This window comes from Gemmatimonadales bacterium (assembly GCA_036500345.1).
Classification (GTDB): domain Bacteria; phylum Gemmatimonadota; class Gemmatimonadetes; order Gemmatimonadales; family GWC2-71-9; genus Palsa-1233.
In genome coordinates this window covers 131,202-146,605 of sequence record DASYCE010000007.1, presented here as the reverse complement: position 1 = coordinate 146,605, position 15,404 = coordinate 131,202, and the positions used below count along the sequence as shown (strand labels likewise).

Below are 15,404 nucleotides of genomic sequence, written 5' to 3'. Positions count from 1 at the left end.
GTTGACGCTCGCTAACGACCCTGCGCTTCTGCTGCCGACCCCTGTCGTCCGGCCAGCAGCAAGAGCGTGTTATGCTCCCGCTGTACCAGCAATCTGCGTCAAGACCTCTGGCCGCCACACCCTCCCCACTTCGGAGTCGGCGAGCAATCGCCCGGAATAGATACCGAGAAAGGAAGTGACGCTTCCGCCGAGAACACGTGACCCGTCCCGCTTCGGAAAGCCGCCCCAAAACCTGAGGATGACCGGCGAACCAGACATCCCCTCACGCGTTGTGGCGTCCACCAAGAAGCAGGGCACGTTATCAACGTCGATCTCTGGCTCAGACGCGATGTGCCCGGTTTTCCATATTGGCCAAGCGTCGTGAGCCGTGAGCCCGAGCGGAAATCCGATAATGGAGACAGGCATCGCCACCCCGACGAGCACGTCAGCGCGCGCGAGCGCAAGATCCATTGGGTAATACGTCGCGACCGGATCCAGAGGAATCGGGACCATGACCACATCCACTTTCCGACCCTTCGGATGTTCAACCCAAAGGTGGTTCCCGGTCTCATCGAACAGCGGCACCTCGCGTACAACCCAACTTCCGATTCCTGCCTTGCTGTGGAAGACGACCTGAAGGTGATCCGGAACTGCCGCAGATTTTGCGAGCACCTTACCGGTGTCCGCGTGACGTCCGGTCACTACATGCGAGTTTGTCGCGAGATAATGCTGCGGCCCTATCGCGACGATAAACCCAGTCGCCTGACTCAACCTCGTGTCGCCGAACATCGGCCGTACGAGGAGGCTAATGCCGCTCAGCGGATCAAGATGGACCTCCCGTTCACCGGTCACGGACCCGCCCTAGTTGGTGAGCATAACGACGCTACGCTTCTGCTGCGGGGCGAGTGGCGGCGCGGTGCAGTCCTTAGCAAAGAATCATACTCCGCGCCGCGCCGACACGCTTTCGCTCGGCCAGCAGCAAGCGGGTGTTAGACAGCATCCCCAATCGACTGCGCAGCCAACTCTCTCACCTTGAACAGCTTGACCTCGGGGAACATCGCTACGGCGACGGCCTCCACTGCGCGGTAGTCGCTATCAATCTCCTCGATCGCCGCCGTCACGCTCTCGTAGATCGAGTCAGTCAAGTCCTTGAGCTGTGCCCATCGATGTGGGCCGACGAGCATCCGGAATTGCTCTGCGGTACCCTCCGTTTCCCCGGTTGCGCTCGCCAGCTGCGCCGCGATTTCCTGACCTTCAAGATGGACGCGGTTTCGGAATTCGATAGCCCATAGAATTGTCCGGTAGCGGCGACTATGGACTTGAAGTCGGTTAAGAAGGTTCGCTTCAGCCGAGTCGAAGATGAAGAGCAAGGCGTCCAGCTCCAAGGGCAGCTCGTCGCCGGCAACAAAGAACGGCTGCAGAGTAATATGCCGCAGCGGATGATCGGCGAAGTGCGAAAGGTGCTGGCGTGAAATGTTCATGAGTACAGTCCTCCGCGCGAGGAGGACGAACATGCAGCGTCGCAGCGCTTCGCCTCGGGCAACATGTTCTCGGGCTCGCTTGTCGGCCCGCTCAATGCGGAACGCGGCCCACGCCCCGAACGCTGTCCCGCTGCCGGCGCCGATCGCCCCGAGCCCTAGCTGCACCCACTCGTTCATCGCGTTGACCCGGAAAAAAAGGATCTGCTGTCTAACTAGTATCGGACCTCAGCAACCCACCCGGTCCGTCCGCCCACCGCGCCAGCAAGTCTACCTAATCCGTGAATGATGCGTCGATCCGCAGAAAATCCGCGGCGTCGGGCGGGCTCCGCACGCCCAACCCGCCCCGGTTGAGGACATGGGTATAGATCGTCGTGGTGCTGACGTCTCGATGACCCAGTAACTCCTGCACCGTACCGATGTCCGCCCCGCCTTCCAGCAGGTGCGTCGCGAACGAGTGCCGGAAGGTATGACACGTTGCGAACTTGTTGACGCCGCTGGCGCGTGCCGCGGCGGTGACGGCGCGCTGCACCGCCGACTCGTGCAGGTGATGACGATACCAGTCGCCGCCCCGGCGCTCGCGATGATGCGACCGCGCCGACAAACCCATTGCCAGGGCCAGCTCCGCCCGGCTGTCGGATATTTGCGCGTCAGCGCTCCAGGAAGTTCGACGTTGCCGCGCCCTGCGGCGAGATCGGTGTGATTTATCGCACGAATCCGGTCCAGATGCACTCGCAACGGCTCGACCGCCAGCACCGGCAAGACGGTAACCGGTCGTCTCGGCCGGTCCAGCGTCCGGATTCACACCACGCGCGGTGAAGGGTATACACCCTGCGGCGAGAATACATCGGTCGCAACCGGACTGCGAGTCGCCTTCCAATCCCCATCGCCATGGGGCATTGACACATTACACCAAAGGGTGTAACATATCCCCATGGATCAACTCTCGTCCGTCCTCACCGCCATCGCCCACCCCACTCGGCGCGCCATCATGGGGCGCCTGGCCCAGGGCCCCGCCGGCTTTCTCGATATCGCCGAGCCGTTCGACACCGCGCTCAACTCCGTGACCAAGCACCTCAAGCTCCTCGAGCGTGCCGGACTGATCGAGCGAAAGCGCCTCGGCCGCACCGTGAGCATTTCGCTTCGCGCCGAGCCGCTGCGCGAGGTCGCTGGATGGGTGCACGGCTATGAGAAGTTCTGGAACGAGCGTCTCGATCTTTTCGAAAAACATTTCACGCCACGCAAATCAACCAGGAGAAGGAAGTCATGAGCGAGCCCGCAAAGACAATCGAGGTCAAGGTCGAGCGCACCATTCCCGCCCCACCAAAGGAAGTGTTCGACGCGTGGCTCGATCCAGCGGTCGCCGGCACGCCATGGAGCATGTCGGAGAAGCTGATCCTCAATCCCGTCGTCGATGGACTCTTCTACTGGAAGACCTCCGCGACTCCGCACTTCGGCCGCTTCACTGAAGTCACCCGCGGCGAGCGCCTGCAACACACCTGGATGTCACCGAACACGGCGGGATTGGAATCGATGGTGACCGTGACCTTTGCCAAGGAAGGGAACGGGACGCGGATGACGCTGGTGCACACCGGCCTCCCGGCAACCGATCCGGGGCGCAGCCATGAGAAGGGATGGGGTTTCTTCGTTGGCGGTTTCGCCGATGCGTACGGGAAAGGAAAATGAAAGCGATTGCCTGTAGAGTGTCCTGAAAGCAGCCTCGCTCCGGCATGCGGCGCGGTGACTCGATTCACCTCGCCGCATCTGCTTCGCTGATCTGTTCCAGCAACCACGCATGCATCGCCGGATTCCCCGCAACCACCCCGCCGTGCTCTACTCGCGCAGGTGAACCATCAACACCTGTCACCACGCCACCTGCCTCGCGGATCAGCACCATCCCCGCCGCCTTGTCCCACGGCGCCAGCGTCAGCTCCCAGAATCCATCGAACTCTCCCGCCGCCACCGCGACGAGATCGAGCGCCGCAGAGCCCGCGCGCCTTACGCCACTCGTCGCAGCAACGATCCGCTCGAATTGCGGCAGATACGGGCCGAGATCGCCCGGCGTCTTGAACGGGAAGCCAGTGCCGATCAGGGCGAGCGACGGATCGGTGAGCTGCGACACCTTGAGCCTCGTCCCGCCGCTCCACGCGCCGCCGCCGCGCCACGCGGTGTAACGGCGATGGATCGGGACGTGCCACACCGTCCCCGCCACCGGTTCGCCGTCGATCACCGCGGCAATCGACACCGACCACCACGGATAGCCGTGCAGGAAGTTGGTCGTGCCGTCGAGCGGATCGACAACCCAGACGAGCCCCTGCATCTCGTTCGCGTCCGCCGATAGTTCCTCGCCGAGCACGCGGGAATCGGGCTCGGCCGCCAGCAGATCGTCGCGGATCAGCGCCTCTGCCGTGCGGTCGACGTTGGTGACGAAGTCGCGATGTCCCTTCACGACCCATGCGCCGGGATCTGGTCGAGGGACATTGAGGAGATATGAAGTGGCTGCGGCTGCAGCACGTTCGGCGAGTCGTGCAAGGCGGGCGGCGTCGGTCATATCTCTAAACTAGGGCGGGAATCGCTTCCGGACGCGGAGTACTCGCCACCGGCCACTCAGTATTCGTTCCCGGCCCGGGATGATCGGTCGCCGTCTCCGCTGTATTGGCCTCAAGGCTCGTTGTACCGGCCTGCTGGCTCGTTGTACCGGCAGTCATCCGCTGTCCGATCGTCAGCGTGCCGGTTGGTCTCGCGGGGAGGCGGACCGTATCGGTGGGCGTGCGCAGTGGTTTGATCGCCGTGTCGTGCGTATCTGTATTCATTACGCCAGGACCTGGCGGCGGACTCGGAGGATCGGATCGCGTGCACGGATGATTGGACGTCGTGCGCGGATGATTGGACGTCGTGCGCCGATGATTGACCGTCGTGCGCGGATGATCGGCCGTCGTACTTTCGGTCCCCACGAGCAGTCCATCTCCGTCGGTTCGCGGGCGATCAGTACCGACGAGCACTTCGACAGTACCCGAACGCGGGCCACGAGTATCGGGAGTCGGACGAACCGCATCGGCAGGCATCCGAACCCCGTCCCAAGCCGTCATATTTGTATCAGCCCGCAGGCGATCGGTACCGACCGCAAGGAGGGGAGATGCCACGTCCGGAATGGTTCGCTCGAACGATCCTCCCAGTCCGCGACGTCGCGGCCTCGCTCCGCTTCTTCGTCGACCGCCTCGGTTTCACGTCGCCCTGGTCGTTCGACGAAGACGGCAAGCCGTTCGTCGCTCAAGTCGACCGCGATGGCTGTTCGCTGATCCTGTCGAAGAGCTGGCCCGGCAAGGTCGGTCAGACCGTCGTCTTCATCTCGCTCAATACCGACCCACCGACCGCCGCCGCCGGGACCGCCGCACTCAACGCATTGCGCGCTGACCTGGAGGCGAACGGCGTCACCGTAAAGGATGGCGAATGGGGGTACCGTTTGCTCGTGGTGGACGACCCCGATGGCAACCAGCTCCTGTTCAATTACCCCAACGAAGAGCCGGCCGGACCGTAGGCTCCGCGGGCGCTCACCAGGCCTCGTAATCTGATTGCCCAGCCTCGCAGGGCCGGGTAACTTGCGCCCAATGCTCCGCGTGTTTTCTGGTATCCAGCCTTCCGGCGAAATCCACATTGGCAACTGGCTCGGCGCAATCCGGAACTGGGTAGCGCTGCAGGGCGAGTACGACTGCATCTATTGCATCGTCGACCAGCACGCCATCACGCAGACATACGCCGCCGCCACCCTCGCCGAGCGGACCCGGCAGATGGCGACCGGACTGATCGCCGCCGGCGTCGACCCGGAACGGTCGCCGATCTTCGTCCAGAGCCACGTCCCCGAGCACGCCACGCTGGCGTGGCTCCTGACCACGATCGCGCACGTCGGCGAGCTGGAACGGATGACCCAGTACAAGGACAAGGCGCAGCGGTTCGAGGCGATCCCCGCCGGCATCCTGACCTATCCAGTTCTCATGGCGGCCGACATCCTTCTCTACCGCGCCGAACGAGTCCCGGTGGGCGAAGACCAGGTGCAGCATCTCGAATTGACCCGCGAGATCGCCCGCCGGTGGAACCACATGTTTTCGCCCGGCGAGCCGTTCTTTCCCGAACCGGAACCGATCCTCTCGCCGGCACGACGGATCATCGGGCTCGACGGCCAGGCGAAGATGTCGAAGTCGCTGGGGAACACCATCGGGATTCTTGAATCACCGGAAGAGATCTGGCAGAAGCTCCGTCCCGCCATGACCGATCCGGCGCGGAAGACGAAGCAGGATCCCGGTACGCCCGAGATCTGCAACCTCTACGCGCTGCACAAGCATTTCTCGCCCGACACGACGGTGCAGGAAGTCGCGGTGAAGTGCCGCACCGCGGCGTGGGGATGCATCGATTGCAAGCGCGTTCTTGCCGATAACATGAGCAATACCCTCGCGCCGATTCGCGAGCGGGCGCGCGAATTGACCGCCGCACCCGGCGCGGTCGATCGCGTCCTGGCGTCGGGTCGTGACCAGGTGCGGGCGCGGGCGAAGGCAACCCTGACCGAAGTAAAGCGCCGCATGGGCTTTCTTCCGGAGGCCGGATGAACAACAGCTCGCCGATGCTGGCGCGCGTGCTCAAGGCGGCAGTCCTGCGCGGTGCATCGGATGTGCACGCCAAGGCTGGCGATGTCTTTCGCGCGAGGGTCGAGGGGGAACTGGTTCCGCTCACCAAGCAGCGGCTCACGCCGCAGCAGACGCGCGCACTCGCCGCGATGTTCGCCGGACTCGATCCAGAGGATGCGCGGCTCGAATCGATCCGCGACTTCGACTGCTCGTGGGGCGTCCCCGGTGTCGGACGGTTCCGGATCAACGTGCTGCGCCAGCGGTCGTCGTTCATGATGGTGCTCCGGGTGATTCCGTTCTCGGTTCCCACACCCGAGGGGCTTGGCCTTCCCGACGTCGTCACGCACCTCGCCGAAACCGAATCGGGAATGGTGCTGGTGACCGGTGCCGGCGGATCGGGGAAGACGTCGACGATCGCCGCGATGGTGCATCACATCAACCGCGGCCAGAAGCGGCACATCGTGACGCTCGAGGATCCGATCGAGTATCTCCATCGCGACCTGTCGAGTTCGATCTCGCAGCGCGAGATCGGCACCGACACCGACGATGTGGCGACCGGGCTGCAAGCCGCCCGCCGTCAGGATTCCGACGTGATCGTCCTGAGCGACCTGCGCGAGCCGATGGCGATCGATCGCGCCATTCGCGCCGCCGAATCGAGCGCCTTGGTGCTCGCTTCGATCACCGCATTCGACTCCGTCGCCGCCATTCAGCAGATGATCGCGACGCTCCTTCCCGAGGAGCGCGAAGTGGGGCGGACCCGTCTCGCCGAAGTGCTGCGCGGCGTGCTGGCGCAGCGGATGGTGACGAAGGGGAAGGGGGGCGGCCGCAAGGTAGTGATCGAGTGGTTCGAGATGACGCCGTCGATTCACGACGCCATCGCGGGCGGCGCCGATGCGCCGACATTGCGCCGGGCCGTCGAGAAGGCGGCGAAGGACGGCAAGGCGGAACTCTTCCCGCGCAGTGACGGCGCGCGAGAGCCGAGCTGATGTTCGACCGCAAGCACAACTGCATCGTCGTCGTCGGTGCCCAGTGGGGCGACGAGGGGAAGGGGAAGCTCGTCGACGTGCTCGCCGAGCAGGCCGATCTCGTCGTGCGCTATCAGGGGGGCGCCAACGCCGGACACACCGTCGTGGTCGGCGAACAGCAGGTGGTGCTCCACCAGATCCCGTCGGGGATCCTCCATCCGCAGGCGCGATGCGTCGTCGGGAACGGCGTCGTCCTCGACCCCGAGACGTTCTTCAACGAACTCGACCAGCTGGGATCGAAGGGGATCGACGTCACCGGTCGCCTCTTCATCTCCGATCGCGCGCACGTGGTGCTGCCGTACCACAAGCTCCTCGATCAGGCGAGCGAGAAGCAGCAGCAGATCGGCACCACCGGCCGCGGGATCGGGCCGGCGTACGAAGACAAGATCGGCCGCCGCGGCGTCCGCGTCACCGATCTCTGCCGCGACGCCGATGCGCGCGACTTTCTCACGCCGCGCGTCGAACGCGCCAACGCCCTGCTGCGCCTGATGGGCGCCGCCGCCGGCGCCGATCTCGATGCGCACGTCGAGCTCTTCAAGCGGCTCGGCAACAAGCTTCGCCCGCTCGCCACCGACACCGGCCTGCTGGTCCACAATGCGCTGCGCTCGTCGCAACGGGTCCTGCTCGAAGGGGCGCAGGGCGCGCTCCTCGACGTCGATCACGGGACCTATCCGTTCGTGACGTCGTCGAACACCACCGCCGGCGGTGCCGCCATCGGCGCGGGGATCGGCCCGACCGACATCGACGGCGTCCTCGGCGTGGTGAAGGCGTACACGACGCGGGTGGGGAACGGCCCGCTGCCCACAGAGGCGAGCGGCGACCTCGAATCGCGGCTCCGCGAACTCGGCGGAGAATTCGGCGCCACGACCGGCCGTCCGCGGCGTTGCGGGTGGTTCGACGCCACCGTGGTCCGCTATTCGGCGCGAGTCAACGGACTCACCGGCCTCGCGGTGACGAAGCTCGACGTGCTCGACACCTTCGCCGAGATTCCGGTGGGCGTGTCGTACCGGCTGGACGGATCGGAGTGCGCGGAAGTGCCGAGCGACGTGGAAGCGCTCGAGCGGGTGGAGCCGGTGTATGAGGTGCTTCCCGGATGGGAGCGACCGACGACGTCCGCGCGGCGGCTCGCCGACCTGCCTCCAGCCGCGCGCGCCTATCTCGATCGCCTCGAGGATCTCGCCGGGCAACCGATCCGCTACGTGAGCGTCGGCACCCGGCGCGATCAGATCATCGAAGTCTGAGCGTTACTGCGCCTGCAGGCGGGTGAAGTACGTCCCGATCCCGATGCTGTTGAGCCACACCGGATCGATCTCGTAATAGCGGCTCGGGATGAAGCGCCCCGTGGTCGGAAAGTACGGCGGCGGATTCACGCCACCGCAGGCATCGTACGTGTGCGCTTCAGCCCACCCATAGAACCCTGAGCCGTAGTAGGTCGCGTCGTCGACGCGTCCTTGCGCCAGGCCGCCGGTCACGCGGACGCAGCCGTTCACCGCCGAACCGCACTTCTGGTTGATCGCCGAGATATCCCAGTTGGAATTCGCAGTGCCCGGTTCCGCACTCGCGACCGGGAACGCCGTCGTGTAGTAGTTCCACGGCGACGAGACCCCTTCGCCGTACCAGTTGCCGTTGGTGGTCCCGCCGTCGCCTGCCGCGAGGAGGAACATGTTGTAGTTGGCGTCGTTGGTGTCGTCGAATCCGCCATAGACCTTGCTGTTGACCGCAAACGGCGTCTGCAGGTTGTTGTCCTCGATCACCACGTCCCTGGTCGCGATCGCGCCGAAGATGTCGCCGGTGGCGCTGCAGTTGGTCCCCGGAGGATTCTGGTACAGCAGGTCGTCGGCCATGACGATGTTGCCGGTGGCGAAGACCGAGACGCGGCCGCGGAGCTTGCCGCTGAGTGCCACGTCACCGTTGACGTAGATCACGCCCTTGAAGTTCGGGTTGGCGCCGAGAGGGATGAGGTACGAGGCGTCTCCGGTGCGGACAGCGGCGAGTGTGGAGAGCGCGCCGGACCGCCGCTTCTTCCACCAGCCGAAGTTGTTCGACGCGATCGGAAGGTTGGTGATCGTCGAATCCGGCGTCAGCGTGTCGTGCGTGATCCCGGTGAAGAGGTGCGGGTCGCCGCCGAGATAGCAGCGGCGCTGATCGGTCGAGCTGCTGAGCAGGGAGCGCACGGCGGTGCGCTGTGCCGAGCCGCCGCCGGTGGTGGCGCTGTAGACGCTGTCGGCGGTGAAGAACTGGCTGGTCCCGTTGATCGTGGTCACGCCGCCGCAGTTCCGCGAAATCATGTTGGGATCGTTCGCCTGCGTGGTGCCGGACGGCACCGACGGCCACTTGCGGCCGGTCGCGTAGGCGAGAACCGAATCGCTGGAATTGGCTGGAACCCAGACACGCATGAACCCTTCGTCCCAGTCGATGATACCGTTGCCGTTCACGTCGATGGTGACGAACTCGATGCGCAGGCCGGGGATCGTCGATCCGTTGGTGATCGAGGTGAGGTCGTAGTCTCCGCCGGCGGCGTCGGCGTCCTGCGCGTACTGCTGCATCAGCGCGATGCGGGCCGGAGTCGGCCACGGAATCGCGGTAACGCCGGTCTTGTAGCCGAGATCGAAGCGACCTGATCCGACGCCGGAAATCGAGCCGACGACGTTCACGGACGAGGTGAACAGGGTGCCGCTGCCCGCGCCGCACCCGGTCTGGAGATTGACGCTGGTGTTGGAGAAGAACGGTCCGTTGACCGATTCATCGCAGCCATACATCGCGCTGCCGCTCCACTTGTTGATCGCGACTGCGAACTTCGCCCACGACTCCTGGGTGAGGAGGAGCCGCCGCGCGGTGACCGCTCCGCGGACGTCGCTGATGATCGACAGCGCGCTGGCGAAGTTGCTGCCGTACTGGCCGGCGGTCGCCGCACCACCGGTGCGCCCGCCGGTGCGTCCCACGTAGAGCGAGAGGTTGATCCGCGGCTCGGCGTTGCCGAGGGCGTCGAGCACGGGGACATGCGACGCGAGCGTGGTATAGCCGGTCGGCGGCAGCAGCGAATCGAAGATCCCGCGATTGAGCGAATCGCGCACCATTTCGAGGCCGCCGTCCGCCGATGACTGGAGCAGCGCTTCCTTGGCGTTGTACCGCGTCGAGAGATCGGCGCCCGACGACAGGAGGACACCGCCGAGGGCGATGCCGGCGATGGCAATCGCGATGAGCATCGCCATGAAGAGCGCCGCGCCACGGCGATCCAGTGACACACTTCGCATGAGAGACCTCCAGCTCAAGGGGCGATCGATGCTGTCACGTTCAACACCGTGATCGTCGACTCCGACGGCGTGCAATCCTGGGCCGAGATGCCGTAGGTGTACGCGGTGCCGGGAACGTTGTCGGAGATCTCTTCGGTGTAGCTCGTCTGGGTGGGCACGCGCCGGACGACCGCCAGCGGATCCGACCAGCTGGTGGCGCCCTGCAGCTTGCGGTAGAGGATGTACTGCAGCACATCCTGCTCGCCGGCGTCCTGATCAATCGAGCGGTTCCAGCTGAGCCAGAGACGCCCGCTCCCCGCGACGGTATCGACCACGGTGAACGACGTCGGGGAGAACGGCGCGCGCCCGCAGACGGTCGGGATCGGGATCCCGTTGTTCGGCACCTGGATCGTGGTCTGGACGTCGCGGAAGCGCTGGTCGGTGCCGCTCTGGCCGTTGGTGAATCGCATGTTCAGCTCGACGGCGCGCACCGAATCGGGGCGGACGTAGGAGGCGCTGTCGGCGCGGGTGATCCCCGCGATGAGCGTCCGGCGTTCGAGCGGAAGGTTGGCGGCCGGTTCGACGATGAGCGTGTCGCCGGTGGTCAGCGTGCGCCGCTGCAGGTACATGAAGAACGGCTTGCCGTTGGGGTGCGGGAGGATGTTGCGCGCCACCAGTGTCGGCGTGCCGTTATTGACCCGCTGCCAGAGGATGTAGTCGTCGGTTCGTGCGGTCGACGAGTCCGGTGAGAAATAGAGGATGTATGTCTCGGCCGGCGACGGGTCACCGCTCGCCAGGGCGTACGTGGTCGGAGGATAGCTGTACGACGTGCCGGGAATCACCGACGAATTGGTGACATCCCACACGATCGTCTCGGCGTCGGGAGTTTCGGCGTTGAAGTACGCCGCCCAGCGCGTGTCGGCGGTGTCGCGTTCGATGTAATCAGTATTGAACGCCAGTGTGGCGCTGTCGCCGTAGACGAGGACCGGCTGATTGTTCGGGACGCCGGCGCCCATGGTGCGGACCACCCGTTCGGCGTCTTCGAGCGCGCCGCGGGCGTTCTGCAGCATGTCGTACCGCTGCTCGTTGGTCCCGAAGAAGGTCGACTGCGAGTGGAAGAGCGCGAACGCCGCGCCGCTCACCGCGACGGCCATCGTCATCGCGAGGAGGAGTTCGACCAGCGTGAATCCGGCGCGCCGCCGGACCGATCGGAAGGTGCGCATCACGGACTCGCCACGACGGAGGTGACCGACACGGTATCCCGAAGGCTCGGCTCGATGATGCGCACCGTGATGGTGGTGAGATCGCGGGCAGGATTCCCCGACTGGTCGCGGACCACGGTGGTGACCCGTCGCATGCGGGGATAATCCGGAAAGCCGGTGGTGTCGGCACCGGCGCCGGCGTTGTAGAGGCCAACGAGCGAGGTGTAACGCGGGTCGGCACGGATCAGCTGCATCCGGTCGGAGGCGATGCCGGCGGCGACCACGCGTACCGACGAGGTCCCGAGGGTCTTGCCGAAGACGGCGGCGAACCGCGCCACGCCGACGGCGAGGACGGTGAGGACCACGATCGCGACGAGGATCTCGACGATGGTGAAGCCGCGGCGATTCGCCATCAATTGGCTCGCTTCCAGGTGCCGGTCGAATAGGAATACCAGACGACACGGCCGGTGGCGCGTGCGATCGCGACCGCGCGGCAGTGAGTGCAGTTGGGATCGTATCCCGGGCCGTGGACGTAGACGGTGCCGCTGTGGTCGGCGGAGCCGTCGCGATGGAACGTCACCGTGGAGACCGGGGTGCCGTCGTCGGGTGACGGAATCGATGGCGCGGTGGACTGGCCGTAGGAGAATCCGTTGTCGAGCGGCACGACGCGGACCCGTTCGCCGGCATCGGCGCCGCCATTGTTGTTGGCGTCCTCGAGGATCTGCATCCGTCCGCTGTCGGGGAAGGTGATGACGGTGTTGGTCTGAAGCGACAGTGCCAGTCGCTGGGCAGTGGCGAGTTCAGCCATCGCCCCGCGCGCGGCGGCATCGGCCTGATACCGGCGCCAGTCGAGGCGGCTCAGCGCGATCGCGGAGAGGATGCCGATCATCACGATCACGATGACCATTTCGAGCAACGTGACACCGCGCCGCCCCGGGATTTCGCCCGGTCTCGCGGTTCGTACGGCTCGGTTCTTGATCATGACAGTCCCGCCCGGATAGGCAAGAAACACAATGGTTTGTTACGTTTTGGCGCACTGCGACAGACTTCCACCTTAGCCAGTATCGCCCGATGCCTGATGGATCTGTAATGGACAAACTGGTCTCCCTGGCCAAACGCCGGGGCTTCGTCTTTCAGTCCTCCGAGGTCTACGGCGGGCTCGGCTCGGTGTGGGATTACGGGCCGCTGGGAGTGGAACTCAAGCGGAACATCAAGGACCGCTGGTGGCACGCGATGGTTCGCGGCCGCGACGACATCGAAGGGCTCGATGCCGCGATCCTGATGCATCCGCGCGTGTGGGAAGCGTCGGGGCATGTGGCGGGGTTCTCCGACCCGCTGGTCGATTGCCGCACCTGCAAGGCGCGCTTCCGCGCCGACAAGCTCGCCGAAGCGCAGTGTCCCCAGAAGCCGAGCAAGGCGCCGGGCCAACACAGCGCGTGCCAGCTCACCGAGGCGCGGCAGTTCAACCTGATGTTCAAGACGTTCATGGGGCCGGTGGAGGAGACCGCCGCGACGATCTATCTCCGTCCCGAGACGGCTCAGGGGACATACGTCAACTACCTCAACGTGATGACCTCGTCACGGCAGACGGTTCCGTTCGGCATCGCGCAGATCGGCAAGGCGTTCCGCAACGAGATCACGCCGGGGAACTTCATCTTCCGCACTCGCGAGTTCGAGCAGATGGAGATGCAGTTCTTCGTCAAGCCGGGAACCGACGAGGAATGGTTCGAGCGGTGGCGCGTGATCCGGATGGCGTGGCACGAATCGCTGGGCTTGCAGCCATCACGGTTGCGCTGGCACCAGCACGGTCCGGGCGAACTGGCGCACTACGCCAAGGCGGCGTACGACATTGAATACGAGTTTCCCTTCGGATGGCAGGAGATCGAAGGGGTGCACAACCGCACCGACTTCGACCTGAAGCGACACCAGGAATATTCCGGGAAGAAGCTGGAGTATTTCGAGCAGGCGAGTGGTGAGCGCTACGTGCCGTACGTCGTCGAGACCGCCGCCGGTGCCGATCGCGTGACACTCACGGTGATGGCCGATGCCTATCGCGAAGAGACGGTCGAGGGTGAGATGCGCGTGGTGATGGGATTTGCGCCGCACGTCGCACCGGTGAAGGCCGCGGTCCTGCCGCTCGTCAAGAAGGACGGGATGCCGGAGCTCGCGATGGAGCTGTATCACGACCTGCACCACGATTTCTCCGCATACTACGACGATGCCGGAGCGATCGGGCGGAGATATCGCCGGCAGGATGAGATCGGGACGCCATGGTGCGTGACGATCGACGGCGAGACGGCAGCGAGTCGCAGCGTGACGATCCGCCACCGCGATTCGATGAGCCAGGATCGCGTGGGGCTCGACCAGGTGAAGGGGTGGCTTGCGGAACGGCTGGCAACCAGCGGCAGAGCGGGGAGTCGATGACCTTCGAGCGATCCACCACACTCGGCGCGGCCGAGATCATTGCGCGGGCCAAGAAATTCTTTGCCGAACGGGTGCCGCACAACGCTGCGTTTCCGGAACGCGAAGGGGCGACGTTCCTGATGCTGCGCGGCCAGGGCGGCGAGGAGATCTCGCTCGCGGTGATGAGCAGGGATGGCCGCAGTCACGTGCGGGCGTCGACGCTCCTCTTTGATCAGGCGGTCGATCGCTTTCTCTCGACATTGCCGGACGGCGCCGGGTCGACACCATGAGCGACACCCTCGTGGTGCGCGTGCGGGTGCTGGAGGAGTGGGACGAGATCGTGCTCCACGTCGAGCCGTCGACCCGGATCGGCGATCTCAAGCGGATGGCGCTCGATGCGGCGAAGGTGGTCCAGCCAGAAAGTGGTTACCTGATGAAGTTCCGCGGGGCGGAGTTGCCCGACGAGTCGCGAACCATTGGCGACGAGCGGATCCCGCCGGATGCGGGGCTGATCGTCCTTCGCCGCCGCCGATCACCGGTTCGCTGACGCGCGATGCGCGTCTTCACGTCGGCTGCCGCGCTGCAGCACGATCCCGGCTTCGGGCATCCCGAACGACCGATCCGGCTCGATACGGTGCTTGCAGCGCTGAACGGGCGCCCCGGAATCCAGCTCGTCGAAGCGTACCCGGCGCCACTCGAAGCACTGCACAGCTGTCACGATCCGGCATACCTCGATCGCGCCCGCACGCTCAGCACCGACGGCGGCGGTGAACTCGGTCCCGACACCATCCTCAATCCGTGGAGCTGGAACGCCGTCCTTGGCGCCACCGGCGCTGTGCTCGAAGCGCTCGATCATTCGCTGACCACCGGAGCGAACACCTTCGCGGCGATCCGTCCCCCCGGTCACCATGCGCTCCACAACCGCGCGATGGGATTCTGCGTGGTGAACCACGTCGTCGTCGCGGCGCACGCCGCCCGGCGCGCGGGACGGAGCCGGGTGCTGATCGTCGACTGGGACGTGCATCACGGCAACGGCACGCAGGCACTGGTCGAGAACGATCCTGACATTCGATTCATCTCGATGCATCAGTGGCCGTGGTATCCGGGGAGTGGCGCCATTGATGAACACGGCGTGGGGAATGTCTTCAACGTCCCGATGTCGGCGGGGTTGCCGGCGGCGACCTACGTCATTGCGCTCTGGCGCGCGATCGAACGCGCGACCACCGGCTGGAGGCCGGATCTGGTGCTGATCTCGGCCGGCTACGACGGGATGCGGGGTGATCCGCTCGGTGGGTTCACTCTCGAACCCGGCGATTTCGTGACCTGGACCGAGCGGCTGCGCGAGCGCTTCCCGGGGACGCCGATCGTGGGGGTGATGGAAGGCGGGTACGCGCCAGCCCGGCTCGCAGAGGGCGTGGTGGCGACGGTCACCGCGCTGTCGTGAGCGGTCGCTAGATTCACCTCA

18 protein-coding genes are annotated in these 15,404 nt (G+C 65.3%); 10 read left to right on the top strand and 8 right to left on the bottom strand.

Going from position 1 to position 15,404, the window contains the following annotated elements:
• Positions 1-69: 69 nt before the first annotated feature.
• The 3 genes from VGM20_03210 to VGM20_03200 form a co-directional block, all read right to left on the bottom strand.
• A complete protein-coding gene (locus VGM20_03210; GenBank protein HEY4099869.1) occupies positions 70-831 on the bottom strand; it encodes a trypsin-like peptidase domain-containing protein in 762 nt (253 codons plus the stop codon).
• 137 nt (positions 832-968) lie between these two features.
• The gene (locus VGM20_03205; protein ID HEY4099868.1) at positions 969-1,637 is read right to left on the bottom strand and encodes a hypothetical protein; all 669 of its coding nucleotides are present in this window, start codon (positions 1,635-1,637) and stop codon (positions 969-971) included.
• 94 nt (positions 1,638-1,731) lie between these two features.
• Positions 1,732-2,067 (bottom strand): tyrosine-type recombinase/integrase, encoded by a 336-nt coding sequence (locus VGM20_03200; protein ID HEY4099867.1) that lies wholly within the window; start codon positions 2,065-2,067, stop codon positions 1,732-1,734.
• Positions 2,068-2,391: 324 nt separating this feature from the next.
• Between VGM20_03200 and VGM20_03195 the strand changes: the two genes are divergently transcribed.
• Both VGM20_03195 and VGM20_03190 read left to right on the top strand, forming a co-directional pair.
• Positions 2,392-2,727: a metalloregulator ArsR/SmtB family transcription factor gene (locus VGM20_03195; protein HEY4099866.1), complete on the top strand. Its 336-nt coding sequence runs from the start codon at positions 2,392-2,394 to the stop codon at positions 2,725-2,727.
• Positions 2,724-3,143, top strand: a complete 420-nt coding sequence (locus VGM20_03190; protein ID HEY4099865.1) for an SRPBCC domain-containing protein — start codon at positions 2,724-2,726, stop codon at positions 3,141-3,143. The genes VGM20_03195 and VGM20_03190 overlap by 4 nt, the downstream gene beginning before the upstream one ends.
• Before the next feature lie 64 nt (positions 3,144-3,207).
• On the opposite strand, the gene VGM20_03185 is transcribed toward VGM20_03190, so the two are convergent.
• The gene (locus tag VGM20_03185; GenBank protein HEY4099864.1) at positions 3,208-4,008 is read right to left on the bottom strand and encodes an inositol monophosphatase family protein; all 801 of its coding nucleotides are present in this window, start codon (positions 4,006-4,008) and stop codon (positions 3,208-3,210) included.
• Between the two features lie 585 nt (positions 4,009-4,593).
• On the opposite strand from VGM20_03185, the gene VGM20_03180 reads away from it, so the two are divergent.
• From VGM20_03180 to VGM20_03165, 4 genes are all read left to right on the top strand, one after another.
• Positions 4,594-4,995, top strand: a complete 402-nt coding sequence (locus VGM20_03180) for a VOC family protein (protein HEY4099863.1) — start codon at positions 4,594-4,596, stop codon at positions 4,993-4,995.
• 70 nt (positions 4,996-5,065) lie between these two features.
• Positions 5,066-6,058: a tryptophan--tRNA ligase gene (gene trpS, locus VGM20_03175; protein ID HEY4099862.1), complete on the top strand. Its 993-nt coding sequence runs from the start codon at positions 5,066-5,068 to the stop codon at positions 6,056-6,058.
• Positions 6,055-7,062 carry an ATPase, T2SS/T4P/T4SS family gene (locus tag VGM20_03170; GenBank protein ID HEY4099861.1) on the top strand — a complete coding sequence of 336 codons (1,008 nt, stop codon included), beginning with the start codon at positions 6,055-6,057 and terminating at the stop codon, positions 7,060-7,062. The genes trpS and VGM20_03170 overlap by 4 nt, the downstream gene beginning before the upstream one ends.
• A complete protein-coding gene (locus tag VGM20_03165) occupies positions 7,062-8,342 on the top strand; it encodes an adenylosuccinate synthase (protein HEY4099860.1) in 1,281 nt (426 codons plus the stop codon). Before VGM20_03170 ends, VGM20_03165 begins: the two co-directional genes overlap by 1 nt.
• Positions 8,343-8,345: 3 nt before the next feature.
• On the opposite strand, the gene VGM20_03160 is transcribed toward VGM20_03165, so the two are convergent.
• Genes VGM20_03160 through VGM20_03145 form a run of 4 tightly spaced genes read right to left on the bottom strand, consistent with a single transcriptional unit; the run spans position 8,346 to position 12,518 of the window.
• Complete coding sequence (locus VGM20_03160; protein HEY4099859.1) at positions 8,346-10,355, bottom strand: hypothetical protein; 2,010 nt, start codon at positions 10,353-10,355, stop codon at positions 8,346-8,348.
• A gap of 14 nt (positions 10,356-10,369) precedes the next feature.
• On the bottom strand, positions 10,370-11,557 hold the full coding sequence (locus VGM20_03155; GenBank protein ID HEY4099858.1) for a prepilin-type N-terminal cleavage/methylation domain-containing protein: 1,188 nt from the start codon (positions 11,555-11,557) through the stop codon (positions 10,370-10,372).
• Positions 11,557-11,949, bottom strand: coding sequence for a prepilin-type N-terminal cleavage/methylation domain-containing protein (locus VGM20_03150; GenBank protein ID HEY4099857.1), 393 nt, complete (start codon positions 11,947-11,949; stop codon positions 11,557-11,559). The genes VGM20_03155 and VGM20_03150 overlap by 1 nt, the downstream gene beginning before the upstream one ends.
• A complete protein-coding gene (locus VGM20_03145) occupies positions 11,949-12,518 on the bottom strand; it encodes a prepilin-type N-terminal cleavage/methylation domain-containing protein (protein ID HEY4099856.1) in 570 nt (189 codons plus the stop codon). The genes VGM20_03150 and VGM20_03145 overlap by 1 nt, the downstream gene beginning before the upstream one ends.
• A gap of 107 nt (positions 12,519-12,625) precedes the next feature.
• Here VGM20_03145 and VGM20_03140 point away from each other — a divergent pair, with 107 nt between their 5' ends.
• From VGM20_03140 to VGM20_03125, 4 genes are read left to right on the top strand one after another with little or no spacing between them, the layout of a single operon-like run.
• Positions 12,626-13,960, top strand: a complete 1,335-nt coding sequence (locus VGM20_03140; protein ID HEY4099855.1) for a glycine--tRNA ligase — start codon at positions 12,626-12,628, stop codon at positions 13,958-13,960.
• Positions 13,957-14,229: a hypothetical protein gene (locus tag VGM20_03135; protein ID HEY4099854.1), complete on the top strand. Its 273-nt coding sequence runs from the start codon at positions 13,957-13,959 to the stop codon at positions 14,227-14,229. The genes VGM20_03140 and VGM20_03135 overlap by 4 nt, the downstream gene beginning before the upstream one ends.
• Positions 14,226-14,486 carry a hypothetical protein gene (locus tag VGM20_03130; protein HEY4099853.1) on the top strand — a complete coding sequence of 87 codons (261 nt, stop codon included), beginning with the start codon at positions 14,226-14,228 and terminating at the stop codon, positions 14,484-14,486. The genes VGM20_03135 and VGM20_03130 overlap by 4 nt, the downstream gene beginning before the upstream one ends.
• A 6-nt stretch (positions 14,487-14,492) precedes the next feature.
• On the top strand, positions 14,493-15,383 hold the full coding sequence (locus tag VGM20_03125) for a histone deacetylase (protein ID HEY4099852.1): 891 nt from the start codon (positions 14,493-14,495) through the stop codon (positions 15,381-15,383).
• The last annotated feature ends 21 nt before the right edge of the window (positions 15,384-15,404 follow it).

Bases quoted from the DNA above. Each gene is read 5' to 3' on its own strand.
- VGM20_03140 (HEY4099855.1), top strand. From the start codon at position 12,626: ATGGACAAACTGGTCTCCCTGGCCAAACGCCGGGGCTTCGTCTTTCAG.
- VGM20_03165 (HEY4099860.1), top strand. From the start codon at position 7,062: ATGTTCGACCGCAAGCACAACTGCATCGTCGTCGTCGGTGCCCAGTGG.
- VGM20_03170 (HEY4099861.1), top strand. From the start codon at position 6,055: ATGAACAACAGCTCGCCGATGCTGGCGCGCGTGCTCAAGGCGGCAGTC.
- VGM20_03145 (HEY4099856.1), bottom strand. From the start codon at position 12,518: ATGATCAAGAACCGAGCCGTACGAACCGCGAGACCGGGCGAAATCCCG.
- VGM20_03185 (HEY4099864.1), bottom strand. From the start codon at position 4,008: ATGACCGACGCCGCCCGCCTTGCACGACTCGCCGAACGTGCTGCAGCC.
- VGM20_03190 (HEY4099865.1), top strand. From the start codon at position 2,724: ATGAGCGAGCCCGCAAAGACAATCGAGGTCAAGGTCGAGCGCACCATT.
- VGM20_03200 (HEY4099867.1), bottom strand. From the start codon at position 2,067: ATGGGTTTGTCGGCGCGGTCGCATCATCGCGAGCGCCGGGGCGGCGAC.
- VGM20_03125 (HEY4099852.1), top strand. From the start codon at position 14,493: ATGCGCGTCTTCACGTCGGCTGCCGCGCTGCAGCACGATCCCGGCTTC.
- VGM20_03180 (HEY4099863.1), top strand. From the start codon at position 4,594: ATGCCACGTCCGGAATGGTTCGCTCGAACGATCCTCCCAGTCCGCGAC.
- VGM20_03160 (HEY4099859.1), bottom strand. From the start codon at position 10,355: ATGCGAAGTGTGTCACTGGATCGCCGTGGCGCGGCGCTCTTCATGGCG.
- VGM20_03195 (HEY4099866.1), top strand. From the start codon at position 2,392: ATGGATCAACTCTCGTCCGTCCTCACCGCCATCGCCCACCCCACTCGG.
- VGM20_03135 (HEY4099854.1), top strand. From the start codon at position 13,957: ATGACCTTCGAGCGATCCACCACACTCGGCGCGGCCGAGATCATTGCG.
- VGM20_03150 (HEY4099857.1), bottom strand. From the start codon at position 11,949: ATGGCGAATCGCCGCGGCTTCACCATCGTCGAGATCCTCGTCGCGATC.
- VGM20_03155 (HEY4099858.1), bottom strand. From the start codon at position 11,557: ATGCGCACCTTCCGATCGGTCCGGCGGCGCGCCGGATTCACGCTGGTC.
- VGM20_03130 (HEY4099853.1), top strand. From the start codon at position 14,226: ATGAGCGACACCCTCGTGGTGCGCGTGCGGGTGCTGGAGGAGTGGGAC.
- VGM20_03205 (HEY4099868.1), bottom strand. From the start codon at position 1,637: ATGAACGAGTGGGTGCAGCTAGGGCTCGGGGCGATCGGCGCCGGCAGC.
- trpS (HEY4099862.1), top strand. From the start codon at position 5,066: ATGCTCCGCGTGTTTTCTGGTATCCAGCCTTCCGGCGAAATCCACATT.